The sequence below is a fragment of the Blastococcus brunescens genome (assembly GCF_035320885.1).
In the GTDB taxonomy this organism is placed as follows: Bacteria; Actinomycetota; Actinomycetes; order Mycobacteriales; family Geodermatophilaceae; genus Blastococcus_B; species Blastococcus_B brunescens.
The window spans coordinates 3295163-3315120 of record NZ_CP141261.1; the positions used below are offsets into that span (position 1 = coordinate 3295163).

16 protein-coding genes and 5 pseudogenes are annotated in these 19958 nt (G+C 73.9%); 4 read left to right on the top strand and 17 right to left on the bottom strand.

Features of this window, described 5'->3' with window-relative positions; all coding sequences use genetic code 11:
• Positions 1–68: 68 nt before the first annotated feature.
• The 4 genes from gatB to gatC all read right to left on the bottom strand — a co-directional run bounded on the left by gatB (position 69) and on the right by gatC (position 3739).
• Positions 69–1571, bottom strand: coding sequence for an Asp-tRNA(Asn)/Glu-tRNA(Gln) amidotransferase subunit GatB (gene gatB, locus U6N30_RS22180; protein WP_324273988.1), 1503 nt, complete (start codon positions 1569–1571; stop codon positions 69–71).
• Positions 1572–1644: 73 nt separating this feature from the next.
• Complete coding sequence (locus tag U6N30_RS22185; protein ID WP_324273989.1) at positions 1645–1839, bottom strand: hypothetical protein; 195 nt, start codon at positions 1837–1839, stop codon at positions 1645–1647.
• On the bottom strand, positions 1836–3362 hold the full coding sequence (gene gatA, locus U6N30_RS22190) for an Asp-tRNA(Asn)/Glu-tRNA(Gln) amidotransferase subunit GatA (RefSeq protein WP_324273990.1): 1527 nt from the start codon (positions 3360–3362) through the stop codon (positions 1836–1838). The genes U6N30_RS22185 and gatA overlap by 4 nt, the downstream gene beginning before the upstream one ends.
• A complete protein-coding gene (gene gatC, locus U6N30_RS22195) occupies positions 3359–3739 on the bottom strand; it encodes an Asp-tRNA(Asn)/Glu-tRNA(Gln) amidotransferase subunit GatC (RefSeq protein WP_479690529.1) in 381 nt (126 codons plus the stop codon). Before gatC ends, gatA begins: the two co-directional genes overlap by 4 nt.
• 245 nt (positions 3740–3984) lie before the next feature.
• Here gatC and U6N30_RS22200 point away from each other — a divergent pair.
• Positions 3985–4077, top strand: a pseudogene (locus tag U6N30_RS22200) (ACT domain-containing protein); the annotation flags it as partial.
• Between the two features lie 591 nt (positions 4078–4668).
• On the opposite strand, the pseudogene ligA reads toward U6N30_RS22200, so the two are convergent.
• The 12 genes and pseudogenes from ligA to U6N30_RS22265 all read right to left on the bottom strand — a co-directional run bounded on the left by ligA (position 4669) and on the right by U6N30_RS22265 (position 17187).
• Positions 4669–6623 (bottom strand): annotated as a pseudogene (gene ligA, locus U6N30_RS22205) (NAD-dependent DNA ligase LigA).
• Positions 6624–6849: 226 nt separating this feature from the next.
• The gene (locus tag U6N30_RS22215) at positions 6850–7446 is read right to left on the bottom strand and encodes a hypothetical protein (RefSeq protein WP_324273992.1); all 597 of its coding nucleotides are present in this window, start codon (positions 7444–7446) and stop codon (positions 6850–6852) included.
• Complete coding sequence (locus tag U6N30_RS22220; RefSeq protein WP_324273993.1) at positions 7365–8336, bottom strand: hypothetical protein; 972 nt, start codon at positions 8334–8336, stop codon at positions 7365–7367. Before U6N30_RS22220 ends, U6N30_RS22215 begins: the two co-directional genes overlap by 82 nt.
• Positions 8288–9064, bottom strand: coding sequence for a peptidase M16 family protein (locus U6N30_RS22225; protein WP_324273994.1), 777 nt, complete (start codon positions 9062–9064; stop codon positions 8288–8290). Before U6N30_RS22225 ends, U6N30_RS22220 begins: the two co-directional genes overlap by 49 nt.
• A gap of 165 nt (positions 9065–9229) precedes the next feature.
• Positions 9230–10147 carry a uroporphyrinogen decarboxylase/cobalamine-independent methonine synthase family protein gene (locus U6N30_RS22230; RefSeq protein WP_324273995.1) on the bottom strand — a complete coding sequence of 306 codons (918 nt, stop codon included), beginning with the start codon at positions 10145–10147 and terminating at the stop codon, positions 9230–9232.
• Positions 10148–10195: 48 nt separating this feature from the next.
• Entirely contained in the window at positions 10196–11569 is a 1374-nt protein-coding gene (locus U6N30_RS22235) for a bifunctional metallophosphatase/5'-nucleotidase (RefSeq protein ID WP_324273996.1), read from the bottom strand.
• A 40-nt stretch (positions 11570–11609) separates the two neighbouring features.
• Entirely contained in the window at positions 11610–12560 is a 951-nt protein-coding gene (locus U6N30_RS22240; RefSeq protein ID WP_324273997.1) for a metallophosphoesterase family protein, read from the bottom strand.
• Between the two features lie 141 nt (positions 12561–12701).
• Positions 12702–13817: a tRNA 2-thiouridine(34) synthase MnmA gene (gene mnmA / locus U6N30_RS22245; RefSeq protein ID WP_324273998.1), complete on the bottom strand. Its 1116-nt coding sequence runs from the start codon at positions 13815–13817 to the stop codon at positions 12702–12704.
• Positions 13795–15026: pseudogene (locus U6N30_RS22250) on the bottom strand (cysteine desulfurase family protein). Before U6N30_RS22250 ends, mnmA begins: the two are co-directional and overlap by 23 nt.
• On the bottom strand, positions 15023–16408 hold the full coding sequence (locus U6N30_RS22255) for an MFS transporter (RefSeq protein WP_324273999.1): 1386 nt from the start codon (positions 16406–16408) through the stop codon (positions 15023–15025). Before U6N30_RS22255 ends, U6N30_RS22250 begins: the two are co-directional and overlap by 4 nt.
• A 99-nt stretch (positions 16409–16507) precedes the next feature.
• Positions 16508–16879: a hypothetical protein gene (locus U6N30_RS22260; protein WP_324274000.1), complete on the bottom strand. Its 372-nt coding sequence runs from the start codon at positions 16877–16879 to the stop codon at positions 16508–16510.
• A complete protein-coding gene (locus U6N30_RS22265) occupies positions 16867–17187 on the bottom strand; it encodes a hypothetical protein (RefSeq protein ID WP_324274001.1) in 321 nt (106 codons plus the stop codon). The genes U6N30_RS22260 and U6N30_RS22265 overlap by 13 nt, the downstream gene beginning before the upstream one ends.
• Between U6N30_RS22265 and U6N30_RS34425 the strand changes: the two are divergent.
• The 3 genes and pseudogenes from U6N30_RS34425 to U6N30_RS34435 form a co-directional block, all read left to right on the top strand.
• Positions 17108–18646, top strand: a pseudogene (locus U6N30_RS34425) (sensor histidine kinase); the annotation flags it as partial. The gene U6N30_RS22265 and the pseudogene U6N30_RS34425 sit on opposite strands and share 80 nt — an antisense overlap.
• A gap of 52 nt (positions 18647–18698) precedes the next feature.
• Positions 18699–19268, top strand: a complete 570-nt coding sequence (locus U6N30_RS34430; RefSeq protein ID WP_422678137.1) for a response regulator — start codon at positions 18699–18701, stop codon at positions 19266–19268.
• Positions 19265–19384: a hypothetical protein gene (locus U6N30_RS34435; protein WP_422678138.1), complete on the top strand. Its 120-nt coding sequence runs from the start codon at positions 19265–19267 to the stop codon at positions 19382–19384. The genes U6N30_RS34430 and U6N30_RS34435 overlap by 4 nt, the downstream gene beginning before the upstream one ends.
• A gap of 309 nt (positions 19385–19693) precedes the next feature.
• On the opposite strand, the pseudogene U6N30_RS35665 reads toward U6N30_RS34435, so the two are convergent.
• Positions 19694–19753 (bottom strand): annotated as a pseudogene (locus tag U6N30_RS35665) (hypothetical protein); the annotation flags it as partial.
• Between the last annotated feature and the right edge of the window lie 205 nt (positions 19754–19958).

Consider the following 19958-nt stretch of genomic DNA (forward strand, 5'->3'; position numbering starts at 1 on the left):
CCGACGACCTGCTCGGCCAGGACGAGGAACCGGCCCCTTCTAGCGAGGGCGGGCGTGGGACGGACTCCTCAGGAGACGGTGAGGCGTTCCTCGAGCATGCGCTTGACCGTGGCGGCGTCGGCCTTGCCGCGGGTGGTCTTCATGACCGCACCCACGAGCGCGCCGATGGCCTGCACCTTGCCGCCACGGACCTTGTCGGCCACGTCGGGGTTGCCCTCGATGGCGGCGTCCACCGCAGCGACGAGCTCGTCGGACTCCCCCATCACGGCCAGCCCACGAGCCTCCACGACCTGTGCCGGGCCGCCCTCGCCGGCCAGCACGCCGTCGAGCGCCTGCCGGGCGAGCTGGTCGTTGATCGTGCCACCGGAGATGAGCCCGATCAGCTCGGCCACCTGCGCCGGCGTCACGGCGAGCGCGGCGAGGTCGGTGCCGGCGTCGTTGGCCCGGCGGGCCAGCTCGCCCAGCCACCACTTCCGGGCATCGGCGGGCGAGGCCCCCGCGGCGACGGTGTCGCTGACCAGTTCGACGGCTCCGGCGTTGACCAGCCAGGCCATCTCGGTCGGCGAGATCCCCCACTCGTCGGAGAGCCGCACCCGACGGGCGGCGGGCAGCTCGGGCAGCGCGGCCGCGAGCTTGCCGACCCACTCCTCGTCGGGAGCGACGGGCACCAGGTCGGGCTCGGGGAAGTACCGGTAGTCGGTCGCCTCCTCCTTGCTCCGGCCCGGCGAGGTCGTCCCGGTGTCCTCGTGGAAGTGCCGCGTCTCCTGGAACACCCGGCCGTCGGTGTCCAGAACGGCGGCCTGCCTGCGCATCTCGAAGCGGACGGCGCGCTCCACCGAGCGCAGCGAGTTCACGTTCTTGGTCTCCGTGCGGGTGCCCCACTCCAGGCTGCCGATCGGCGCCAGGGAGGTGTTCACGTCGCAGCGCAGGTTGCCCTGCTCCATGCGGACCTCGGACACACCGAGCGCGAGCAGGATCTCGCGCAGCTCGGTCACGTAGGCCTTGGCCACCTCGGGAGCCTTGGCCCCCGCACCCGGGATCGGCCGGGTGACGATCTCCACCAGCGGGATGCCCGCGCGGTTGTAGTCGATGAGCGAGTGGTCGGCACCGTGGATGCGCCCGGTCGAGCCACCGACGTGCAGGTTCTTGCCGGTGTCCTCCTCCAGGTGCACCCGCTCGATCTCCACCCGGTACGTCTCGCCGTCCACCTCGACGTCGAGGTGCCCCGCGGTGCACAACGGCTCGTCGTACTGCGTCGTCTGGAAGCCCTTGGGGATGTCCGGGTAGAAGTAGTTCTTCCGGGCGAAGCGGCACCACGTGGCGATCCGGCAGCCGAGCGCCAGGCCGATCCGGATCGTCGACTCGATCGCCATGGCGTTGGCCACCGGCAGGGAGCCGGGCAGGCCGAGGCAGACCGGGCACGTCTGGGTGTTCGGCTCCGCGCCGAACGTCGTCGAGCAGCCGCAGAACATCTTGGACGCGGTGCCGAGCTCGACGTGGGTCTCGAGGCCGATCACCGGCTCGTAGCGGGTCAGGACCTCGTCGAAGTCGACCAGCTTGTCGGTGCTCACGAGTCCTCCTCGCTGGCGCTCGTCGGCCACGTTCGCACGGCTGCTGTGTTCCTGCGTTCGCTCGCAAGCTCGCTCACGGGGTGGGGCCCTCCTTGGAGGTGGGGCGGTCCGGTGGGGTGCGCAGGGCGAACGCCGCACCCGCCGCCGTGACGGCACCCAGGACGATGAAGACGGCGAAGACGGGGCGGCCGGTGACGATCCAGCCGACGATCCCGGCCACGATGACGAAGGCGGTCAGCGCCCAGGCTGCCTTGAGGGCGCCGTTCATGCGGCACCGCCCACGGCTGCGGCGTCACGCCGCGGCAACTGGTCGAGGAAGCGCGATCCGCGCGCGGCGTCCTGAGCGGCCTCCAACGCGGCGGCCACCTGGTAGCAGCGGTCGTCGGCGAGGGCCGGAGCCATGATCTGGAAGCCGACGGGGAGATCGTCGGACAGCCCGCACGGCACCGAGATGGCCGGCACCCCGGCCAGGCTGGCCGGCAGCGTGCAGAGGTCGGCGGCGTACATGGCGACCGGGTCGTCGACCCGGGAGCCGAGCGGGAACGCGACGGTCGGCGTCGTGGGGCTGACCAGGACGTCGACGTCGGCGAACCCGGCGGAGAAGTCGCGGCTGATCAGGGTCCGGACCTTCTGGGCCTGGCCGTAGTAGGCCTCGTAGTACCCGCTGGACAGCGCGTACGTGCCGAGGATGATCCGGCGCTTCACCTCGGCGCCGAACCCCTGCTCTCGGGTCAGCGCCATGACCTCGTCCAGGTCGCGGTTGCCGTCGTCCCCCACCCGCAGGCCGTACCGGACGCCGTCGAACCGGGACAGGTTGGACGACGCCTCGCTCGGGGCGATGAGGTAGTAGGCCGGCAACGCCAGGTCGAAGGCGGGGCAGGAGACCTCGCGAACCTCCGCGCCCATGCTCTCCAGGAGCGCGACGGCCTCGGCGACGCGGGCCAGCACGCCCTGCTCGTAGCCGTCCGTGTGGCCCTCGCCGCCGAGCTCCCGGACGATCCCGACCGTCAGGCCGGACAGATCGCCCTCGGCACCCCGGCGCGCGCATTCGGCGAGGACCGGCACCGGCGCGTCGATGCTCGTGGAGTCCAGCGGGTCGTGACCGCCGATCGCCTCGTGCAGCAGCGCCGCGTCCAGGACCGTGCGGGCCATCGGGCCGGCCTGGTCCAGGCTGGAGGAGAACGCGATGAGCCCGTAGCGGGACACCGACCCGTAGGTCGGCTTGTGGCCGACCAGCCCCGTGAGCGCGGCGGGCTGACGGATGGATCCACCGGTGTCCGTGCCGATGGCCCACGGGGCCAGACCGGCGGCGACGGCCGCGGACGACCCACCGGACGAGCCGCCCGGGATGCGCTCGGGATCCCAAGGGTTGCGGGTGACGCGGTAGGCGGAGTTCTCCGTGGAGGAGCCCATCGCGAACTCGTCCATGTTCGTCTTGCCGAGGAGCACCGTGCCGGCGGACTTGAGACGCGCGGCCACCGTGCCGTCGTACGGCGGCTTCCAGCCCTCGAGGATCTTCGAGCCGCTGGTGGTCGGCACACCCTCGGTGACGACGACGTCCTTGACGGCGACCGGGATGCCGGCCAGGCCGGTGCCCGCGGTGCCGGCACCGTCGATCGCGGCCGCGCGCTCGATCGCGGCCGCCGGGTCGACGTGCAGGTAGGCGCCCAGCGCCTCGTCCTCGGCCGCGATGCGGTCCAGGAAGGCGCGGGTGATGCCCTCCGCGGTCGCACCGTCCTTCAGCGCAGCCTGGAGCTCGGGGACGGTCAGGGTGGTGAGGTCGGTGGTCACGCCATACCCCCGCGCGATTCCGCGCCTCGTTCCGCTCCTCGGTCGCTGGCGCTCCCTGCGATGCTCGCTCGGCTGTCATCACGCCTCCTCCCCAGGATCCGCGGCACGCGGAAACGGCCGTCCTCGGCGGCCGGCGCCCCGGCGAGCACGACCTCGGGCGGGAGGCTCGGCCGGGCGACGTCCTCGCGGAAGACGTTCGTCATGGGCACCGCGTGCGTGGTGGGCGGCACGTCCTCGACGGGGGCCTTCTGCACCTGGGCGACCGCGTCCAGGACGGCGGACAGCTGGCCGGCGTAGAGATCGAGCTCCTCGTCGGTCACCGCCAGGCGGGCCAGACGCGCGAGGTGCGCGACATCCTTCCGGGAGAGCGTGCTCATGCTGGGGTGGAACTCCACTTCGCAGTGCTTCTCGGCTCGGTTCTCGGCCGGGTACGTGACCGGGCCACTCTACGTGGGGGTCCTCGGGCCCCGCCTCCCGCGGACGGCGACGTGAGAGGGTGCACCCATCGCGATCGACGGAGATCGAACAAGGACCCCTGCGCCCGCCACTCGCACGCTCGCACCGGGACCAGCAGGGGCCTGACGACCCCGGAGGAACCGTGTCCTATCTCCTGCGCCTCGTGGTGCCCGACAAGCCCGGCATCCTCGGCGCCGTCGCCACCGCCCTCGGCACCGCCGGGATCGACATCGTCTCCCTCGACGTCCTGGAGCGCGGCAACGGCGTGGCCGTGGACGACGTCGTGGTGGATCTCCCGGAGGGCCGGCTGCCCGACAGCCTGATCACCGCCGCGCAGACCGTGCCCGGCGTCTCGGTGGAGAGCCTCCGCCCTTTCGCGGGCCCGCTGGACACCCATCGGGAGCTGGAGCTGCTCGACGCGCTGGCCCGGGCCGCCGCAACGCCGCCCGAGCCCGCCCTGTCGGCGAAGCTGCTGGCCGCGGAGCTGCCGCGGGTCTTCCACTGCGGGTGGGCGGTGGTGCTGTCGGCCGTGGAGGCGTCCCGCGGCGGCCGGCCGTGGGAGGTGGCCGCCACGTCCGATGCCGCTCCCGCCTTCGACGGGCTCACGCTCCCGTGGATGCCGCTGGCCGGGCCGTGTCTGCTGCCCAGCGAGGACGACTGGCTGCCGGAGCGGTGGCAGGAGATGGCCATCGAGATGATGGCGGCGCCGTACGGGGGCCCCGGCTGCGCGGTGGTGCTGGGCCGGTCGGGCGGCCCCGCCTTCCGCCGCTCGGAGCTGCTGCGGCTGGCGCACCTGACCGGGATCGCGACCACCGTGGCGTCGCTGCCCCCGCCTGAGCGCTCGGTAGCGTCAGGCGTCGGAGCCGTCTCCGATCGTGGCCACCGCACGGGCTGCCTCGGGGCCGTCGTCCAGCAGGACCTGGAACCCGTCGTCGTCGAGGACCGGCGCCTTGACCTGCACGGCCTTGTCGTACTTGCTGCCCGGGTCGGCCCCGACGACGACGAAGCCGGTCTTCTTCGACACCGAGCCGGTGACCTTGCCGCCGCGCTCCTGGATGGCGGCGGTGGCCTGGTCGCGGCTGTAGTCGCGCAGCGAGCCGGTCACGACGACGGTGACGCCGGTCAGGGGCCCCGGACCGGCATCGCTGCCCTCGTCGACCATGCGCACCCCGGCCCGGCGCCACTTCTCGACGACCTCGCGGTGCCAGTCGACGGCGAACCAGTCGCGAATCGCCCGCGCGATCGTCGGCCCGACGCCGTCGGCCGCGGCGAGCTCCTCCTCGCTCGCCCCGGCGATGCGGTCGAGGGAGCGGAAGTCGCGAGCCAGCGCCTGGGCGGCGGTCGGTCCCACGTGCCGGATGGACAGCGCCACCAGCACCCGCCACAGCGGGACGTCCTTGCGGCGCTGCAGGTTGGCCAGCAGCTTCGCGCCGTTGGCCGACAGGGTCCCGTCCTTCTTCGTGAACAACGGGGCGCGCTGCAGCTTCTCCTCGTCGAGGAAGAACACGTCACCCTCGTCCTGCAGCAGCGAGCTCTGCAGCAGCGCGATGGCCGCCTCGTAGCCGAGGTTCTCGATGTCGAAGGCACCGCGTCCGGCCACGTGGAAGACCCGCTCCCGCAGCTGCGCCGGGCAGGACCGGGCGTTCGGGCAGCGGATGTCGGCGTCGCCCTCCTTCTCCGGCCGCAGCTCGGTGCCGCACTCCGGGCAGTGGGAGGGCATGACGAACTCGCGCTCGGAACCGTCGCGCGCGGCGACGACCGGGCCGAGCACCTCGGGGATGACGTCACCGGCCTTGCGGATGACGACGCTGTCGCCGATCAGCACGCCCTTGCGCTTCACCTCGGACGCGTTGTGCAGCGTGGCCAGCTGGACGGTGGATCCGGCGACCTTCACCGGCTCCATGTACGCGAACGGGGTCACCCGCCCGGTGCGTCCGACGTTCACGCGGATGTCGAGAAGCGTGGTGGTGGCCTCCTCCGGCGGGTACTTGAAGGCGATGGCCCAGCGCGGGGCACGCGACGTCGAGCCCAGCCGGCGCTGGAGGGCGTACTGGTCGACCTTGACGACGATTCCGTCGATCTCGTGCTCGACGGAGTGCCGCCGCTCCTTGGTCTCCTCGATGAAGGCCCAGACGGCCGCGAGGTCGTCGACCACGCGATACCGGTCGCTGACCGGCAGGCCGAGACAGCGCAGCCGGTCGTAGGCGGCGGACTGCCGGCCGGGCTCGAAGCCACGGTGCGCGCCGACGCCGTGCACCACGAGCCGCAGCGGCCGGGAGGCGGTGACCTTCGGGTCCTTCTGCCGGAGGGAGCCCGCAGCGGCGTTGCGCGGGTTCGCGAACGGGGCCTTGCCCGCCTCGACCAGACCGGCGTTGACGTCGGCGAAGCCGGCCACCGGGAAGTAGATCTCGCCGCGAACCTCGAGCAGCTCCGGCACGTCCTCTCCGCTCAGCTGCTGCGGGACGTTCTCCATCGTGCGCACGTTGGCGGTGACGTCCTCCCCGTCGTCCCGTCACCGCGAGTGGCGGCCCGGACCATCCGGCCGTTCTCGTAGACGATCGCGACCGCGACGCCGTCCACCTTGAGCTCGCACAAGTAGGCCGCCCCGGCGGCGCCCTCGCGCTCGACCCGGGCCGCCCACGCCGACAGCTCGTCGCTGGAGAAGGCGTTGTCGAGGCTCTGCATGCGCTCGAGGTGCTGCACGGGGGCGAAGGTGGCGGTGAACCCGCCGTTGACCTTCTGGCTCGGCGACTCGGGCGTGACCAGCGCCGGGTGGGCGGCCTCGATCGCCTTGAGCTCGCCCATCAGCTCGTCGTACTGACCGTCGCTGACCAACGGCTCGTCGCGCACGTAGTACGCGAAGGCGTACCGGTCCAGCTCCTCCGACAGGTCGCGGTGCCGGGTCCGGGCGTCGTCGGGGACCTCGGTGACGTCCTCGCGCTCGGTCGCGGCCGCGACCTCGGGGGCGTCGAGTTCGGCGTCGGTGCTCACGGGCAGACGGTATCCGGCGGGTACGACGGTGGACCGACGGTCACCCGGTCGGGGTCGGCTCCCGCCGGAGAGCCTCCGGGGCGTCGTCCTTCGGGCGTCGGGGCGGGCGGGTGTCCCACAGGGCGTTGGCCAGGCCGAGCCCGCAGAGGACCGCGAAGAGCACGAAGCGCCAGTCCGGGAGACCCTCTCCCCACATCACCAGGCCCCAGACCACGAGCCCGTAGACGACCGCGGCAGCGGCGTTGACGGCACGGAACCAGCGGGGCCTCGTCCGGCTCAGCCGCATGTACCGGTCCAGCGCGTGCCCGGTGCCCTCCGGCGGCGCGAAGTCACCCCGGACGGAGGCCCGCACACCGCCGAGGATGCCCCTGCTCTCGACCCGCTGGCCCGTGGCCGGAGCGCCGTCCAGGAGTCCCGGGACCTCTTGCGGCAGGCCCAGGGCCTGGACTGCGTGGGCGATCACCTCGACCGGGGAGCCGGCGACTCCCAGCAGGTAGGACGTGTGCGATTCGGGCCGGTCGACCGCCTCGGCCAGCAGCTTCGGGTCCCCGGCGGTCACACCCCACTGATGGCGGTCGACCGGCTTGGCGCCACGCAGCAGGACGTACTCGACCTCCACGTGCGTGCGCCGGAGCACGATCCCGGTCGTCCGGCGCCCGACCACCGCCGAGAGGTCGTCGGCCACGGCCTCGGCAGGACGGTCGCCGTCGGCCACAACGGCGGTCCACTCCCCGTTGGTGACGAGCGTCGCGCCGTAGCTCCCGAGCGCGACTGCCTCGGCCACGCGATGGGCGGGTGCGCGGAGGAGCAGCAGGCCGTCGTCCGCGGCGTCGTCGTCGACGACCTGGAGCTCCGCTGGAACGGCGGACCGGAGCGTCGCCACGGCCTCGGCGCCCTCCCGCCAGTCGTCCTCCGACACGGGGAGGCTGAACCCCTCCCTGCCCACCAGCGCCCACTCCCCGGGCCCTGCCGGACGAGGCCGACGACGTCCCGCCACCGCACGGTGATCCGGCGGTCCTCGTCCAGCACGAGGGTCGCGCCGTCCTCCCCACGACCAGCCGCGCGTCCTTGGGCACCCCCGCAGGCGCTTCCGGGTGAAGACCCGTCCGGCGACGACGTCGGGCGACCACTCCGGCAGTCGCCGCATGCCGGGAAGCCCCAGCTCCACCTCCCCGACACCATGAGGACGGCGGAGTTCCGCAGTGCCGTGGACACCTCGCGGACGGACTCGACGGTCAGGGCAGCGGCGTCCTCGCGGATCGTGTCGGCGTCGATCGCCGGCACTCCGGTGACCGCCGCGTGCGCGAAGGCCCGCGCGGCCTCGACGTCCGACCTCGGATCCTCGAGGTAGGTCTGGATCTCGGTCCGTTCCTGCTCCACCTCGGCCTGGGACGGACCGTCATCGGCGAGACGCTGCACCGCCCGCCAGATCGTCCCGGCGGCCACGACCTCGTGGCCGGAGCGCACGTCGCTGGTGATCACGAGCACGCGCGACTCCGGGTCGACCGCCAGCTTGTCGGCCTGCACGGCGTACGCGACGCCACGTCGGTGGCGCAGCTCGTCCTCCAGCCGCGTGCGGAGGATGCCGATCGTGGCGCTGAGCGCCGGGTGGGCCGGCAGCTCCGCGCCGAATGCGACGTGCTCGTCGATCGACAGATGGCCCCAGGCGGGAACCGCCAGCGCCCGCCGGTACTGCGGCGCCCGCGCGGGGCCGGGCCGTCGGCAAGAGGCAGCTCGAGTCCCTCGGGCACCGGACCCGACAGCCACAGCGCCGCGTTGCCGCGGACGAAGTACCGGCCGGCCCAGTCGCGGACGGTCGCGGCATCGAGGGACCGCAGCGCCGGCTCCCGCGCACCGGCGAGCCCCGCTCCGGAGGCGCCGAAGAGCTCACCGAGCAGCAGTGCCACCGGCGGGGCCGCGACCGTTCCGCCTTCGGCGCGCAGGACGTCGGCCTCGACGGCGAGCTGCTCGGTGGACAGGTCGGCCAGGGCCAGGCAGACCGCACGCAGGAAGGCGACCACCCGGTCGGGCGAGCCGCTGGCGACGAACTCCGTGGCGGTGAGGTCCACCGAGGCGTTCGACTCGATCGTCGTGCGCCCGACGGCCCGCATCGCCAGGTGCTCGACGAGGTGCGTCACCCCACCGGACACGAAGGTCTCGTCGCGCCGGCCCACGCCGAACACCAGGCCCGCGGTGAAGGGCGGCGGGCCCTCGGCGAAGAAGACCGGCACACCGTCGATCGAGGTCTCGAGCACCGGGGCAGGCTAGGTGCTGCCGCGCGCCACCCCGGCTCGTTCCTCCGGACGGTGCCGTGTCGCGTCACTCCGGTCGCAGGTACCTCGCGGCGTCGCGTACGTGCGCCATCGCCGCGCGCGCGTACGCCGGTGTCGCGCCGGCCAACCCGCATGCCGGGGTCAGCGTCACCGCCGCCGCGAGGTCGTCGGCGGGAAGCCGAGCTCCCGCCACCAGGCCTGCACCCGCGTCGCGGTGGCCTTCGGCGCGGGCAGCGTGGTGTCCGTGCCGGGGACGACGCCGGGGAACAGGTGGGTGCCCGCCTCGACGGCGGTGCCGGCGGCGTCCAGGTCCTGCACGAGGCCGAGGTCGAAGGAGATCGCCGCGGCACCGGCGGACCGGAACAGCTCCAGGGGTGCCCGGGACGCGCAGCAGTGCACCAGGACCGGCACGGGCAGCCGGGAGACGAGCTCGGCCAGTTCCTGCTCGACGACGGTGGCCTCGACCGCGGCCAGCTTGCCGAACCCGCTGACGGTGGGCAGGCCACCCTGGAGCACGGCCGGGATCGAGGGCTCGTCGAGCTGCACGACGACCTGGGCGCCGGGGAGCCGCGCGGCCACCGCGGCGACGTGCCCGGCCAGGCCCTCCGCCAGCGACTGCGCCAGGTCCCGGCGCGCGCCTGCGTCCACCACCGCGCGGTCGCCGCGGGTGCGCTCGAGACCGGCGGCCAGGGTCCACGGTCCGGCGGCCTGCACCTTGAAGGGCCCGACCCACCCGGCGGCGACGTCGTGGAGGGCGTCGAGGTCGCGGGCGAGGAACTCCTCGGCCCGGCGCTGGTCGATGCCAGGGCGCGGCACCAGCCGCCATCCACCGGGCGTGAGGTCGAACGCCAGGTCCACGAGCAGGGCGGCGCTGCGGCCGATCAGGTCGGCCCCGGGCCCCCGTGCCGGCAGCTCGGGCAGGTGCGCGAAGTCCGGCAGCTCGCCGACGACCAGCCGCACCGCCTCAGCCGGGTCGGTCCCGGGCAGCGACCCGACGCCGGAGGCCGGCCCCCACGGGATGGGGACCGGCCTCCGGTCGTCAGTGCTGTCGGTCGGGGAGGTCACGACGGCGACGGTAGCCCGACGCCGTCGTGGTCCCGGTCAGTGCGTCGGTCAGCGGCGGAACAACCAGGCCAGCAGCTTCTGGATGGCGTTCTGCACGAACTGCTTGACCGTGTCACGGACCTCCTGCTGGACCGGCGTGACGGTGAACTCGGTCGTCGCCGTCTCGCCGGAAGGCGTGGTCAACTGCACCGTGTGCGCGCCTGCCGGAAGGTTCCGCGGCACCGTGAAGGCGATCGTCACCGTTCCCTGATCGTCGGCCCTGGCCGAGCCCAGCGTGCGCGAGCGGTCGACCAGCACGGCCGTGACCTCCTCACCGGCGCCGAACTTGGCTCCCGTGACGGTCACCTTCTCCCCGCGCGCGGGATCGGCCGGATCGATCACCGCCGTCGCGTCGCACCCAGGACCGGAGGTGGCGGGTCCGTCGAGACCGCTGGAGGCGTCCACGACCGTGGGCTCGGCCGGCTCCTCGCCCTCGTCTCCTCCGAGCCCCTCGGCCGGCGCCGGCGGCGCGAAGTCCGTCGCCTGGCCGTGCCCCACGGCCGGCGGGGCGACCGTGCCCTCGGCCGCGAAGTAGGCGACCGCGGTGTCGACGTCGAGCGGGCCGGTGACCGGGTTCTCCCCGTTGGTGAAGGCGGTGAACTGGTCGCCGCCCCCGATGAGGAAGGAGTTCGCCGCCACGCGGTACGTCTGCGCCGGGTCGATCAGCGCCGGCTCGAGAGGGCCGTCGCGGTCGGGGTCGAGGGTGATCGACAGCGGATCGACCCGCTGGCCGTAGGGGTTGCCGAGGTCGTACCGGTAGCTGAAGCCCTCGGACGTCCCCAGGATCAGCTGGCTCTCTCGCGGGCCGTCGAGCTGGAACTGCTGCTCGAGCAAGGCCCGGATCTCCGCACCCGTGAGATCGATCGTGTTCACGGTGTTACCGAACGGCTGGACGGCGAACAGGTCGGCGTAGGTGAGCTGCCCGGCCGGCAGGTCGGCGCGGAGCCCGCCCGGGTTCATGAAGGCGATGACCGGAGGCCCGTACTGCGCCTCCTGCACGCCGTGGAGCTGCGCCTCGGCGATGAGGTTCCCGAGGCTCGACTCGGCGTCGCGGGCGGCCCCCGCCGCCCGCGTGATGGGCGCGGTGGTGACACCCACGGGGAGGCTGCCCTCCTCCTGGGCACGCTGGTCCCAGTACCGGACGATCGACGCGATCCTGCGGTCGGGGCTCTCCCTCGTCACCGGCAGGTTGTCCGCGCGGTAGTCCTCGCAGAACCGGACGACGTCGCCGGTCTCGCCGTCGAGGGTCAGGCGGATGTCGCTGATCAGCCGACCGTAGTAGCCGGCCTGGGTGACGAGCCGCGGTTGGCCGGCCTGGTCCGTGAGCATGCAGTTGTAGGCCTGGTGGCTGTGCGCGGTGACGATGAGGTCGACCGCCGGCACGACTGCGTTGTGGATGTCGACGGCGGGGCCGCTGAGCTGGTCACAGCCGTCGCTCTCGTTCGAGTCCTCCCCGTGTTCTCCGCGCCCTCGTGCAGCAGCACACCGATCGCCTCGATGCCCTGCTCCTGCAGCTCCGGGACCCAGCGGTTGACCGCCGTCGCCTCGTCGATGAAGGCGACGTCCTGGATGCCGCCGGGAGCGACGATGGTCGGCGTCGTGTCGGTGACGACGCCGATGAGCGCCAGCTTCTTGCCGTTGCCCACGTCGAAGACCTGGTACGGCGGGAGCATCGGCTCCTGAGTGGTGTTCTCCGTGCCGGCCATGACGACGTTCGCGGCCAGATAGGGAATTCGGCACCCTCGAAGGCATGCCGGCCCTCGCCGAAGCAACCGTCCTCGCCCTCGACGAACGGCTCACCCCCGAGGGTCTCGGGGCAGGCGCTCACGTCGTCGCTGTAGCTCCCGTCCGTTGCTGCGGAGATGCGGCGCAGCTCCTCGGTACCGCGGTCGTACTCGTGGTTGCCCACCGAGGACACGTCCAGGCCCATCGCGTTGAGGACCTCGATCGTCGGCTCGTCCTTGAAGACGCTGGAGTTGTACGGCGAGGCGCTGACGAGGTCGCCGGCACCGACGAAGAACGAGGCCTGCTCCTCGCCGCCCTCGCCGACGAACGCGCTGCGGGCACGGTGGACGGCGCTCGCGATGTTCGCCGCACCGCCGACGACCACGGTCTCGTCGTCGGCCTCGATCTCGTCGTTCTCCGGGTCGGGGTCGCCGTACATCCCGTCCGGGCCAGGCCCGACGACGAGCTCGCTGTCCCCTCCGGTGGTCTCGGAGATGCGCCCGTGGAAGTCGTTCATGGCCAGCAACTGGACCGGGATGTCCGCGGCCGGAGTGGCAGCCTTGGGGGCTGCGGACGCTGCGACCGGGAGGCCGACGACGAGAACCGAGACCGCGAGGGCGCCGGCCATGGTGACGCGCGTTCTGCGCACGGGAGTCCTCCGAGGACATGCGGCAACAGACCGCCTTTCGGGCGGCCTGAACAGGCGATATGTGGCGGAGCCGAACCGGATGATCACGCTGAGAAAGCGGCTCGACACGAAGCTAGCCGGTGGCTCCGGCAAAACCAAGAGTCAGGAACGAACCGTTTCGTCACGCTCACGTGCCGTCCTCACGGTGGCCTGACCGAGTACTCGATCCCCGCGCGCGGCATCCGGTTCGTAGAGCACCGCGGACTGCCCCGGGGCCACGCCCCGCTGCTCGTCGGCGAACTCGATCAGCAGCCCGCCGTCGTCCCCGGCGCTGACCCGGCAGCCGACCGGGGTCGCGTGGGCGCGCACCTGCACCTGTGCGGCGAACGGGAGCTCCGGCGCGGCACCGGTCCAGGTCGGGGCGCCGGTGAGCACTCCGGGGACCCCCGCCAGGTCCGCGGTCCCCACGGTCACGGTGCGCGACACCGGCTCGATGCTCAGCACGTATCGCGGCCGCTGATCCCCCACTGCCACCCCGAGGCCGCGCCGCTGGCCGACGGTGAACCCGTACGTCCCCTCGTGCTCGCCCACCCGCTGCCCCGTGGTCGCGTCGACGACGGGCCCGGGCAGGCTGCCCAGCCTGCGCGCCAGGAAGCCGCGGGTGTCGCCGTCGGGGATGAAGCAGATGTCGTGCGAGTCGGGCTTCGCCGCGACGCCGAAGCCGCGCTCGGCCGCGATCTCGCGCACCCGGTCCTTGGTCATCCCGCCGAGCGGGAACACCGCCGCGGCCAGCTGCTCCGGCGTGAGCACGCCCAGCACGTAGGACTGGTCCTTGCCGGCATCGACCGAGCGGCGCAGCTCGCCGCCCTCGAGCCGCGCGTGGTGACCGGTCACGACGGCGTCGAAGCCCAGCCCCAGGGCCCGGTCCAGCACCGCGGAGAACTTGATCTTCTCGTTGCAGCGCAGGCACGGGTTCGGCGTCCGGCCGGCGGCGTACTCCGCCACGAAGTCCTCGACGACGTCCTCGGTGAACCGGTCGGCGAGGTCCCAGACGTAGAACGGGATGCCCAATTCGTCGGCCACCCGACGAGCGTCGTGGGAGTCCTCGACGCTGCAGCATCCGCGCGACCCGCTGCGCAACGTCTGCCGGTTCGGCGAGAGCGCCAGGTGGACGCCCGTGACGTCGTGCCCCGCGTCCACGGCCAGGGCAGCGGCCACCGCCGAGTCCACTCCCCGCTCATCGCGGCCAGGACCCTCATCGTCGGCCCAGCCCCGCACGTCGGGCGCGCTCGACGACGGGGCCGATGACGTCGAGGACCGCGTCGACGTCGGCCTCGGTCGAGGTGTGGCCGAGGGAGAACCGCAGCGAGCTGCGGGCCCGCTCGGCATCCGCGCCGGTGGCGAGCAGGACGTGGCTGGGCCGGGCCACCCCGGCGCTGCACGCGGAACCCGTCGAGCACTCGATGCCCTTGGCGTCGAGGAGCATGAGCAGGGCGTCGCCCTCCGCCCCCGGGAACGACAGGTGCGCGTTGCCCGGCAACCGGCCGGGCCCGGACCCCAGCACGTCGTCCAGGGGCGCCCCGTTGAGCTGCGCGTCGGGCACCTGCTCCACGACCCCGGCGACGAGCCCGTCGCGCAGGGCCGCCAGCCGCCTGGCGCGCTGCTCCCGGGAGCCCACGGCGGCGACGGTGGCGACGGCCAGTCCGACGATCGCGGCGACGTCGAGCGTGCCGGACCGCACGTCGCGCTCCTGCCCCCGCCGTGCAGCAGCGGCGTGCACTCGGCGTCGCGGCGCAGCAGGAGGACCCCGGCGCCCATCGGGCCGCCGAGCTTGTGGCCGGTCATGGTCAGCGCGTCGACCCCGCTCGCGTCGAAGTCGACAGGCACCTGTCCCACGGCCTGGACGGCGTCGGTGTGGAACGGGACGCCGACCTCGTGCGCGACGGCGGCCAGCGCCGGGATGTCGCTCACCGTGCCGATCTCGTTGTTCGCCCACATGACGCTGGCGAGCGCGACGTCGCCGCCGTCGCCCAGCGCCTCGGCCAGCGCGCGCGGGAGCACCCGCCCGCTCGGCTCGACGGGGAGCCAGGTGATCTCGGCGCCGTCGTGCTTGGCCAGCCACTCGACGCTGTCCAGGACGGCGTGGTGCTCCGCCGGGCTGACGACGATCCGCCGGCGACGCGCCTCGGCCTGCCGCCGGGCCCAGAACAGGCCCTTGACGGCGAGGTTGTCGCTCTCGGTGCCGCCGCCGGTGAAGAGCACCTCGGACGGGCGGGCCCCCAGCGCTTCGGCGAGCCGCTCGCGGGACTGCTCGGCCGCGCGACGGGCGGCCCGGCCGCTGGCGTGCAGCGAGGAGGCGTTCCCGACCCGGCCCAGCTGCCCGGTCATCGCAGCCAGCACCTCGGGGAGCACCGGCGTGGTCGCCGCATGGTCGAGATAGGTCACACGGTTCTCCTCGCTGGCGCTCGTCGGCCCTGTGACCGTCATCCGCTGTCTCCGCGTGACCTCGCAGGCTCGGCCACCGAAACGAGCGTAGACGCGGGCGCCGGAGCGCCCGGGGGCGCTCCGGCCCGGGGCGCCAGCCACGCGCCCACCAGGGCGGGCGCGGTGAGCACGGCGACGGCGAGCAGCACCGCCGTCGGGAAGGTCAGCGCTCCGGCGGCCGCCGCGGCCACGAGCACCCCGACCACGCCGACGCACACCGCGGACGTGGTGACGTCGGCGATCTGGAAGGCGGCCGAGTCGGCACCCCGGCGCTCCTCCCGCGACTGCTCCAGGAGCAGCACGCTCAGGCTGGGCATCCCGAGACCCATGCCGAGGCCGGCGACGGCCCAGGTCAGGTAGGTGGGCCAGCCCTCCAGCCCGGGGACGACGACGAGCGCGGTGCCCGCGAGCCCGGCCGCCAGGAGCAGGAAGCCGAGCCGGAGGAGCACGACGCGGGCGACGTCGGGCCGACGGCCCTGCAGCTGCGAGGCGATCGCCCACCCGAGCGCCCCGGCGGTCAGCGGGATGCCGGCCGCGGTAGGCCCGTACCCGTGCAGGTGGGTCAGCGACAGGGGCAGCAACGCGTCCATGCCGAAGAAGGCGCCGGCCAGCAGGCCGCGTGCGCCGATGACCGCGGGCAGCCCCGGCCGCAGCCGGGCGGCGCCCGCCGGGACGAGCGGGCGGATGCCCGCCACGAGGGCGGCCGCCCCGACCACGGCGATGCCGACGGCGAGCAGGTCCAGCCGCTGGCCCGCGTACTGCAGCGCGGCGATGCCGACGCCGGCGAGGAGGGCCCACCACCGGCGGGCGGACGTCGGCGCGGCCACGCCCGCGGGTGCGCCGAACCTCCGGAGGGCGGGCAGGAGGAGCGTCAGCCCGAGGAGGATCAGGGGCAGCATCCCCAGGAACACCCAGCGCCAGCCGACGTGCGTGGTGATGAGCCCCGCGAGCAGCGGGCCGATCAGCGCGGGCAGCACCCAGGCGGCGGAGAAGGCGGCGAAGAGCTTCGGGCGCAGCTCGGCGCGGTAGGCCCGCCCGGCGACGACGTAGAGCGAGACCGCGATGGCCCCGGCACCGACGCCCTGGATGGCGCGGGCCGCGACGAAGACGGCCATGTGCCCCGAGAGGCCGGCGGCCAGCAGTCCGGCCGCGAAGGTGGACACGCCGGCGAGCAGCGCGACGCGGGACCCGCGGCGGTCGTCGATTTCCCCGCCCAGCACCATGCCGACCACCGACGCGACGAGGAAGGCGCTGAACGGCCAGCCGTACCAGGCCAGACCGTCCAGCTCGCCGACCGCCGTCGGCATCGCGGTGGCCACCGCCATGGACTCGAAGGCGACGAAGGTGACCAGCATGAGCAGCCCGAAGGTCTGGAGCCGGTGCACCCGGTCGACGATCGTCGGCGGCCGGCTCGTCCCCACGGAGGGCACAACTCCGGCCGCCCCCGTCGGCTTCCCGGAGCGGCCGGAGTTCTCGGCGATCGGTCAGGCCTGCCTCGCCGGGACCATCCCGACCTCCCCGTCCGCGCCGTCCGACGCCGCGGCGACGACCCGGCCGAGCGCCGTCCCGAGGAGCGCGAGCCCGGTGGACGCCACGGCCAGACCGGCCACCTCGCCCGCCTTGACAGTGAACTCGGTCGCCATGAACGTCCCGATGCCCACCACCCAGCACGCCAGAGCCAGCCACGGCAGGTTCCCGGTCGAGCCGGCCCGCCGGACGCCCACGGCCAGGACGACCGGGCCGAGCAGCAGCGCCGGCAGGGCCAGCAGCAGCGGGACGAAGCCCGGGCCGATGTCGGCGAGGACGACGTCCACCGCCGCGTCGCGTGCCACCGCCGGGTCGGTCAGCCGGTACATCTGCAGGTTGAACGCCCCCGGCCCGCGGTCAGCCAGATGCCGCCGAGGCCCAGGAGGACGGTGCCGACGCGGACCAGCCGTGCCCCGCGCCCGCCTATCGCAAGCCGCGCCGCCGCCACGGCAGCGGCCACGAGCAGGATGCCCGCCACGACGAAGAGCCCGGCCGACAGGGACTGGGCTCCGCGGGCGTCGGCGACCGCGTCGAGACGCGCGGACCAGGCCATCCCCATGTCGGGGAGGACGGCCTGGCCCGCGGTCCAGGCGACGCCGCCGAGCAGCAGCAGGACGGTGAGGGACGAGCGATTCACGGCGGGCTCCTTCGCGATCGGGACCATCGGTGCACCGATCGTCGGGGCCCGGAGCTGGTCCGGACCTGGGGCCGGACGTCGACCTCCCTGCAGCGGGGTGCAGGTCCGGCCTGCAGCGCGGTCCCTCCCCGTGCTCGCCCGCGCCTGCCACAGTGACGCGGTGCCCGACGTCGGCGTCCTCATCGGTGTCGTCCTGGTCGCCTGGCTGGCGTCCGGTCTCGCGGCCGTCTGCCTGACGCCGCGCAACCCGGCCGCCCGATCGCTGCTGGCCGCCGCCCTCCTGCTGGGGTCCAGCACCGTCGTGGAGGTCCTCGCCGGGGCCGCCTCCGTCGGGGACCTCGCCTTCGCGATCCTGCGCACGGCCGGGTGGATCTCATTCCTGGGCGCCGTCGCCGCCATCGTCACGACCCTGGCGCGGCTGCCCGACGGCGTGGCGGACCGCCGGTGGCACGTCGGGGTGGCACGGGTGCTCGTCGTCCTGGCCGTCGTGGCGCCGCTGCTGGAACTCCTGGGATCGCCGACGCTCGCCGTCGACGACGACGGCGCCGTCCACGCCAATCCGCTCGCGGTGCCCGTTCTGGAGCCGCTGGCCGCGGTCGGCGCCGCCGTCCGGATCACCGAGCCGGCCTGGGTCCTGCTGGGCGTCGCCGTCCTGGGGCTGCGCTGGCGCGCCGGTGACGCCGAGCGCCGGCGGGAGCTCAGCTGGCCGCTGCGCAGCATCGGACTGCTGGCGGCCCTGCTCCTGCTCGTCGTGGTGGTGGAGCTCAGCGACCTGCCCGTCCCGCCGGAGCGTGTGTTCGTGCCGCTCTTCCTGCTGTCCCTGGCCCTGTTCCCGCTGGCGCTGCTCCTCGGGATCACCCGCCGGGTGCGGGCCCTGGAGGGGCGGCTGGTCGAGTCCAGGGAGCGGCTGGTGAACGCCGAGGACGCTGCTCGCCGCACCCTGGAACGGGATCTGCACGACGGCGTCCAGCAGCAGCTCGTCGCCGCGCTGTCGCTCGTCGCGCTCGCCCGCGAGCAGACGCTGCGCCGTCCCGAGCAGGCGCGGTCCACCGTGGGTGAGGTCGGCGACCGGCTGCGCGGGGCGCTGACCGAGCTGCGGGAGCTCGTCCGCGGCATCCGACCGCCGGTGCTCGAGGACGCCGGCCTGGTGCCGGCGATCGAGAGCCGGCTCGGCACGCTCCCGGTCGAGGTGGAGCTGTGCGCCGACCGGGAGGCGAAGGCACGGTGGGCGCCGGCCGTGGAGGCCGCGGCCTACTTCCTCGTCACCGAGGCGGTGACCAACGCGCTGAAGCACGCGCCCGGGAGCCGGGTGGTCGTCCGGCTCAGCGGCAGCGACGGGCACCTGCAGCTGGAGGTCGCCGACGACGGCCCCGGGGTCCCGCCGGCCGCCGTCGAGGGCTTGGGACTGCGCGGCCTCCGGGACCGGGTGGAGTCGCTGCGCGGCAGCTTCGCCGTCACGGGTGCACCCGGCGGGGCACCGTCATCCGGGCTGCCTTCCCCGGGCGGTCGCGATGAGGCTGCGGCTCGTGGTCGCCGACGACAACTACCTGGTGCGCGAGGGCGTCCGGCGGCTGCTCGACGAGGGCGACGACGTCGAGACGGTCGGCACCGCCGCGAGCGCACCCGAGCTGCTCCTGCGCGTGCGCGAGCTGCAGCCCGACGTCGTGCTCACCGACATCCGGATGCCGCCGTCGTTCACCACCGACGGGATCGCCGCCGCCGTGAGGGTCCGCGCCGAGCACTCCGGGGTCGGGGTCGTGGTGCTGTCGCAGCACGCCGACGCGTCGTACGCCGCCGCCCTGTTCGCCGCGGGCACCGGCGGGCACCGGCGGGCTGGCCTACCTGCTCAAGGACCGGGTCGGCGACCGCGACGAGCTGGTGCGCGCGCTACGGGCCGTGCACGAGGGCGGGTCGGTGGTCGACCCCCAGGTCGTCGACGCCCTCCTGGCGGCCGGGCGGCGTTCCGAACGGTCTCCCTGCGGAACCTGTCGCCACGGGAGATCGACGTGCTGAGAGGCATGGCCGAGGGCGCACGAACGGCGCCATCGCGGCGCACCTGCACGTCTCGGAATCGGCCGTGAGCAAGCACGTCGCCGCTGTCTTCACCAAGCTCGGCCTGCACGAGTCCGCCCAGATCGATCGCCGCGTCGCCGCGGTGCTCACGTGGGTCGAGCACCGCGCCGACCGCGGCCACTGACGCACCGAGCGCCGGCCCCCACGGGGACCGGCGCCCGACACGCGACATGCTGGAACGGCCTCGCGGCCCCGTCCCGGGTCCCGCCCTGAGCTTGCGAAGGTGGGGAGGACGGGGTGTTTTACTGCGGGCGGTGATCTGCTCGGTGGCCGCCGGGACGACGGTGTTCAGGTCGCCGACGACGCCGAAGTCGGCCAGCTCGAAGATCGGGGCCTCGGGGTCCTTGTTGATGGCCACGATGGTCTTCGAGGTCTGCATGCCGGCGCGGTGCTGGATGGCGCCGGAGATGCCGACGGCCACGTACAGCTGCGGGGAGACGGTCTTGCCGGTCTGCCCGACCTGGAAGCTGTGCGGGTAGAAGCCGGAGTCCACCGCGGCGCGCGAGGCACCGACGGCCGCGCCGAGGAGTCGGCCAGGCCCTCGATGATCGCGAAGTTCTCCGCGCTGGCCACCCCACGGCCACCGGAGACCACGATCGAGGCCTCGGTCAGCTCGGGCCGGTTGCTCTTCTGCTCCACGACCCGGTCGGTGACGCGGGCCAGCTTCGCGGAGTCCGACACCGACACCGACACCGGCT

What these genes read in the sequence shown, in the direction of transcription:
- U6N30_RS22260 (WP_324274000.1), bottom strand. Translation starts at nt 16,879, where the DNA reads ATGTACCGGCTGACCGACCCGGCGGTGGCACGCGACGCGGCGGTGGAC.
- gatC (WP_479690529.1), bottom strand. Translation starts at nt 3,739, where the DNA reads ATGAGCACGCTCTCCCGGAAGGATGTCGCGCACCTCGCGCGTCTGGCC.
- U6N30_RS34430 (WP_422678137.1), top strand. Translation starts at nt 18,699, where the DNA reads ATGAGGCTGCGGCTCGTGGTCGCCGACGACAACTACCTGGTGCGCGAG.
- U6N30_RS22185 (WP_324273989.1), bottom strand. Translation starts at nt 1,839, where the DNA reads ATGAACGGCGCCCTCAAGGCAGCCTGGGCGCTGACCGCCTTCGTCATC.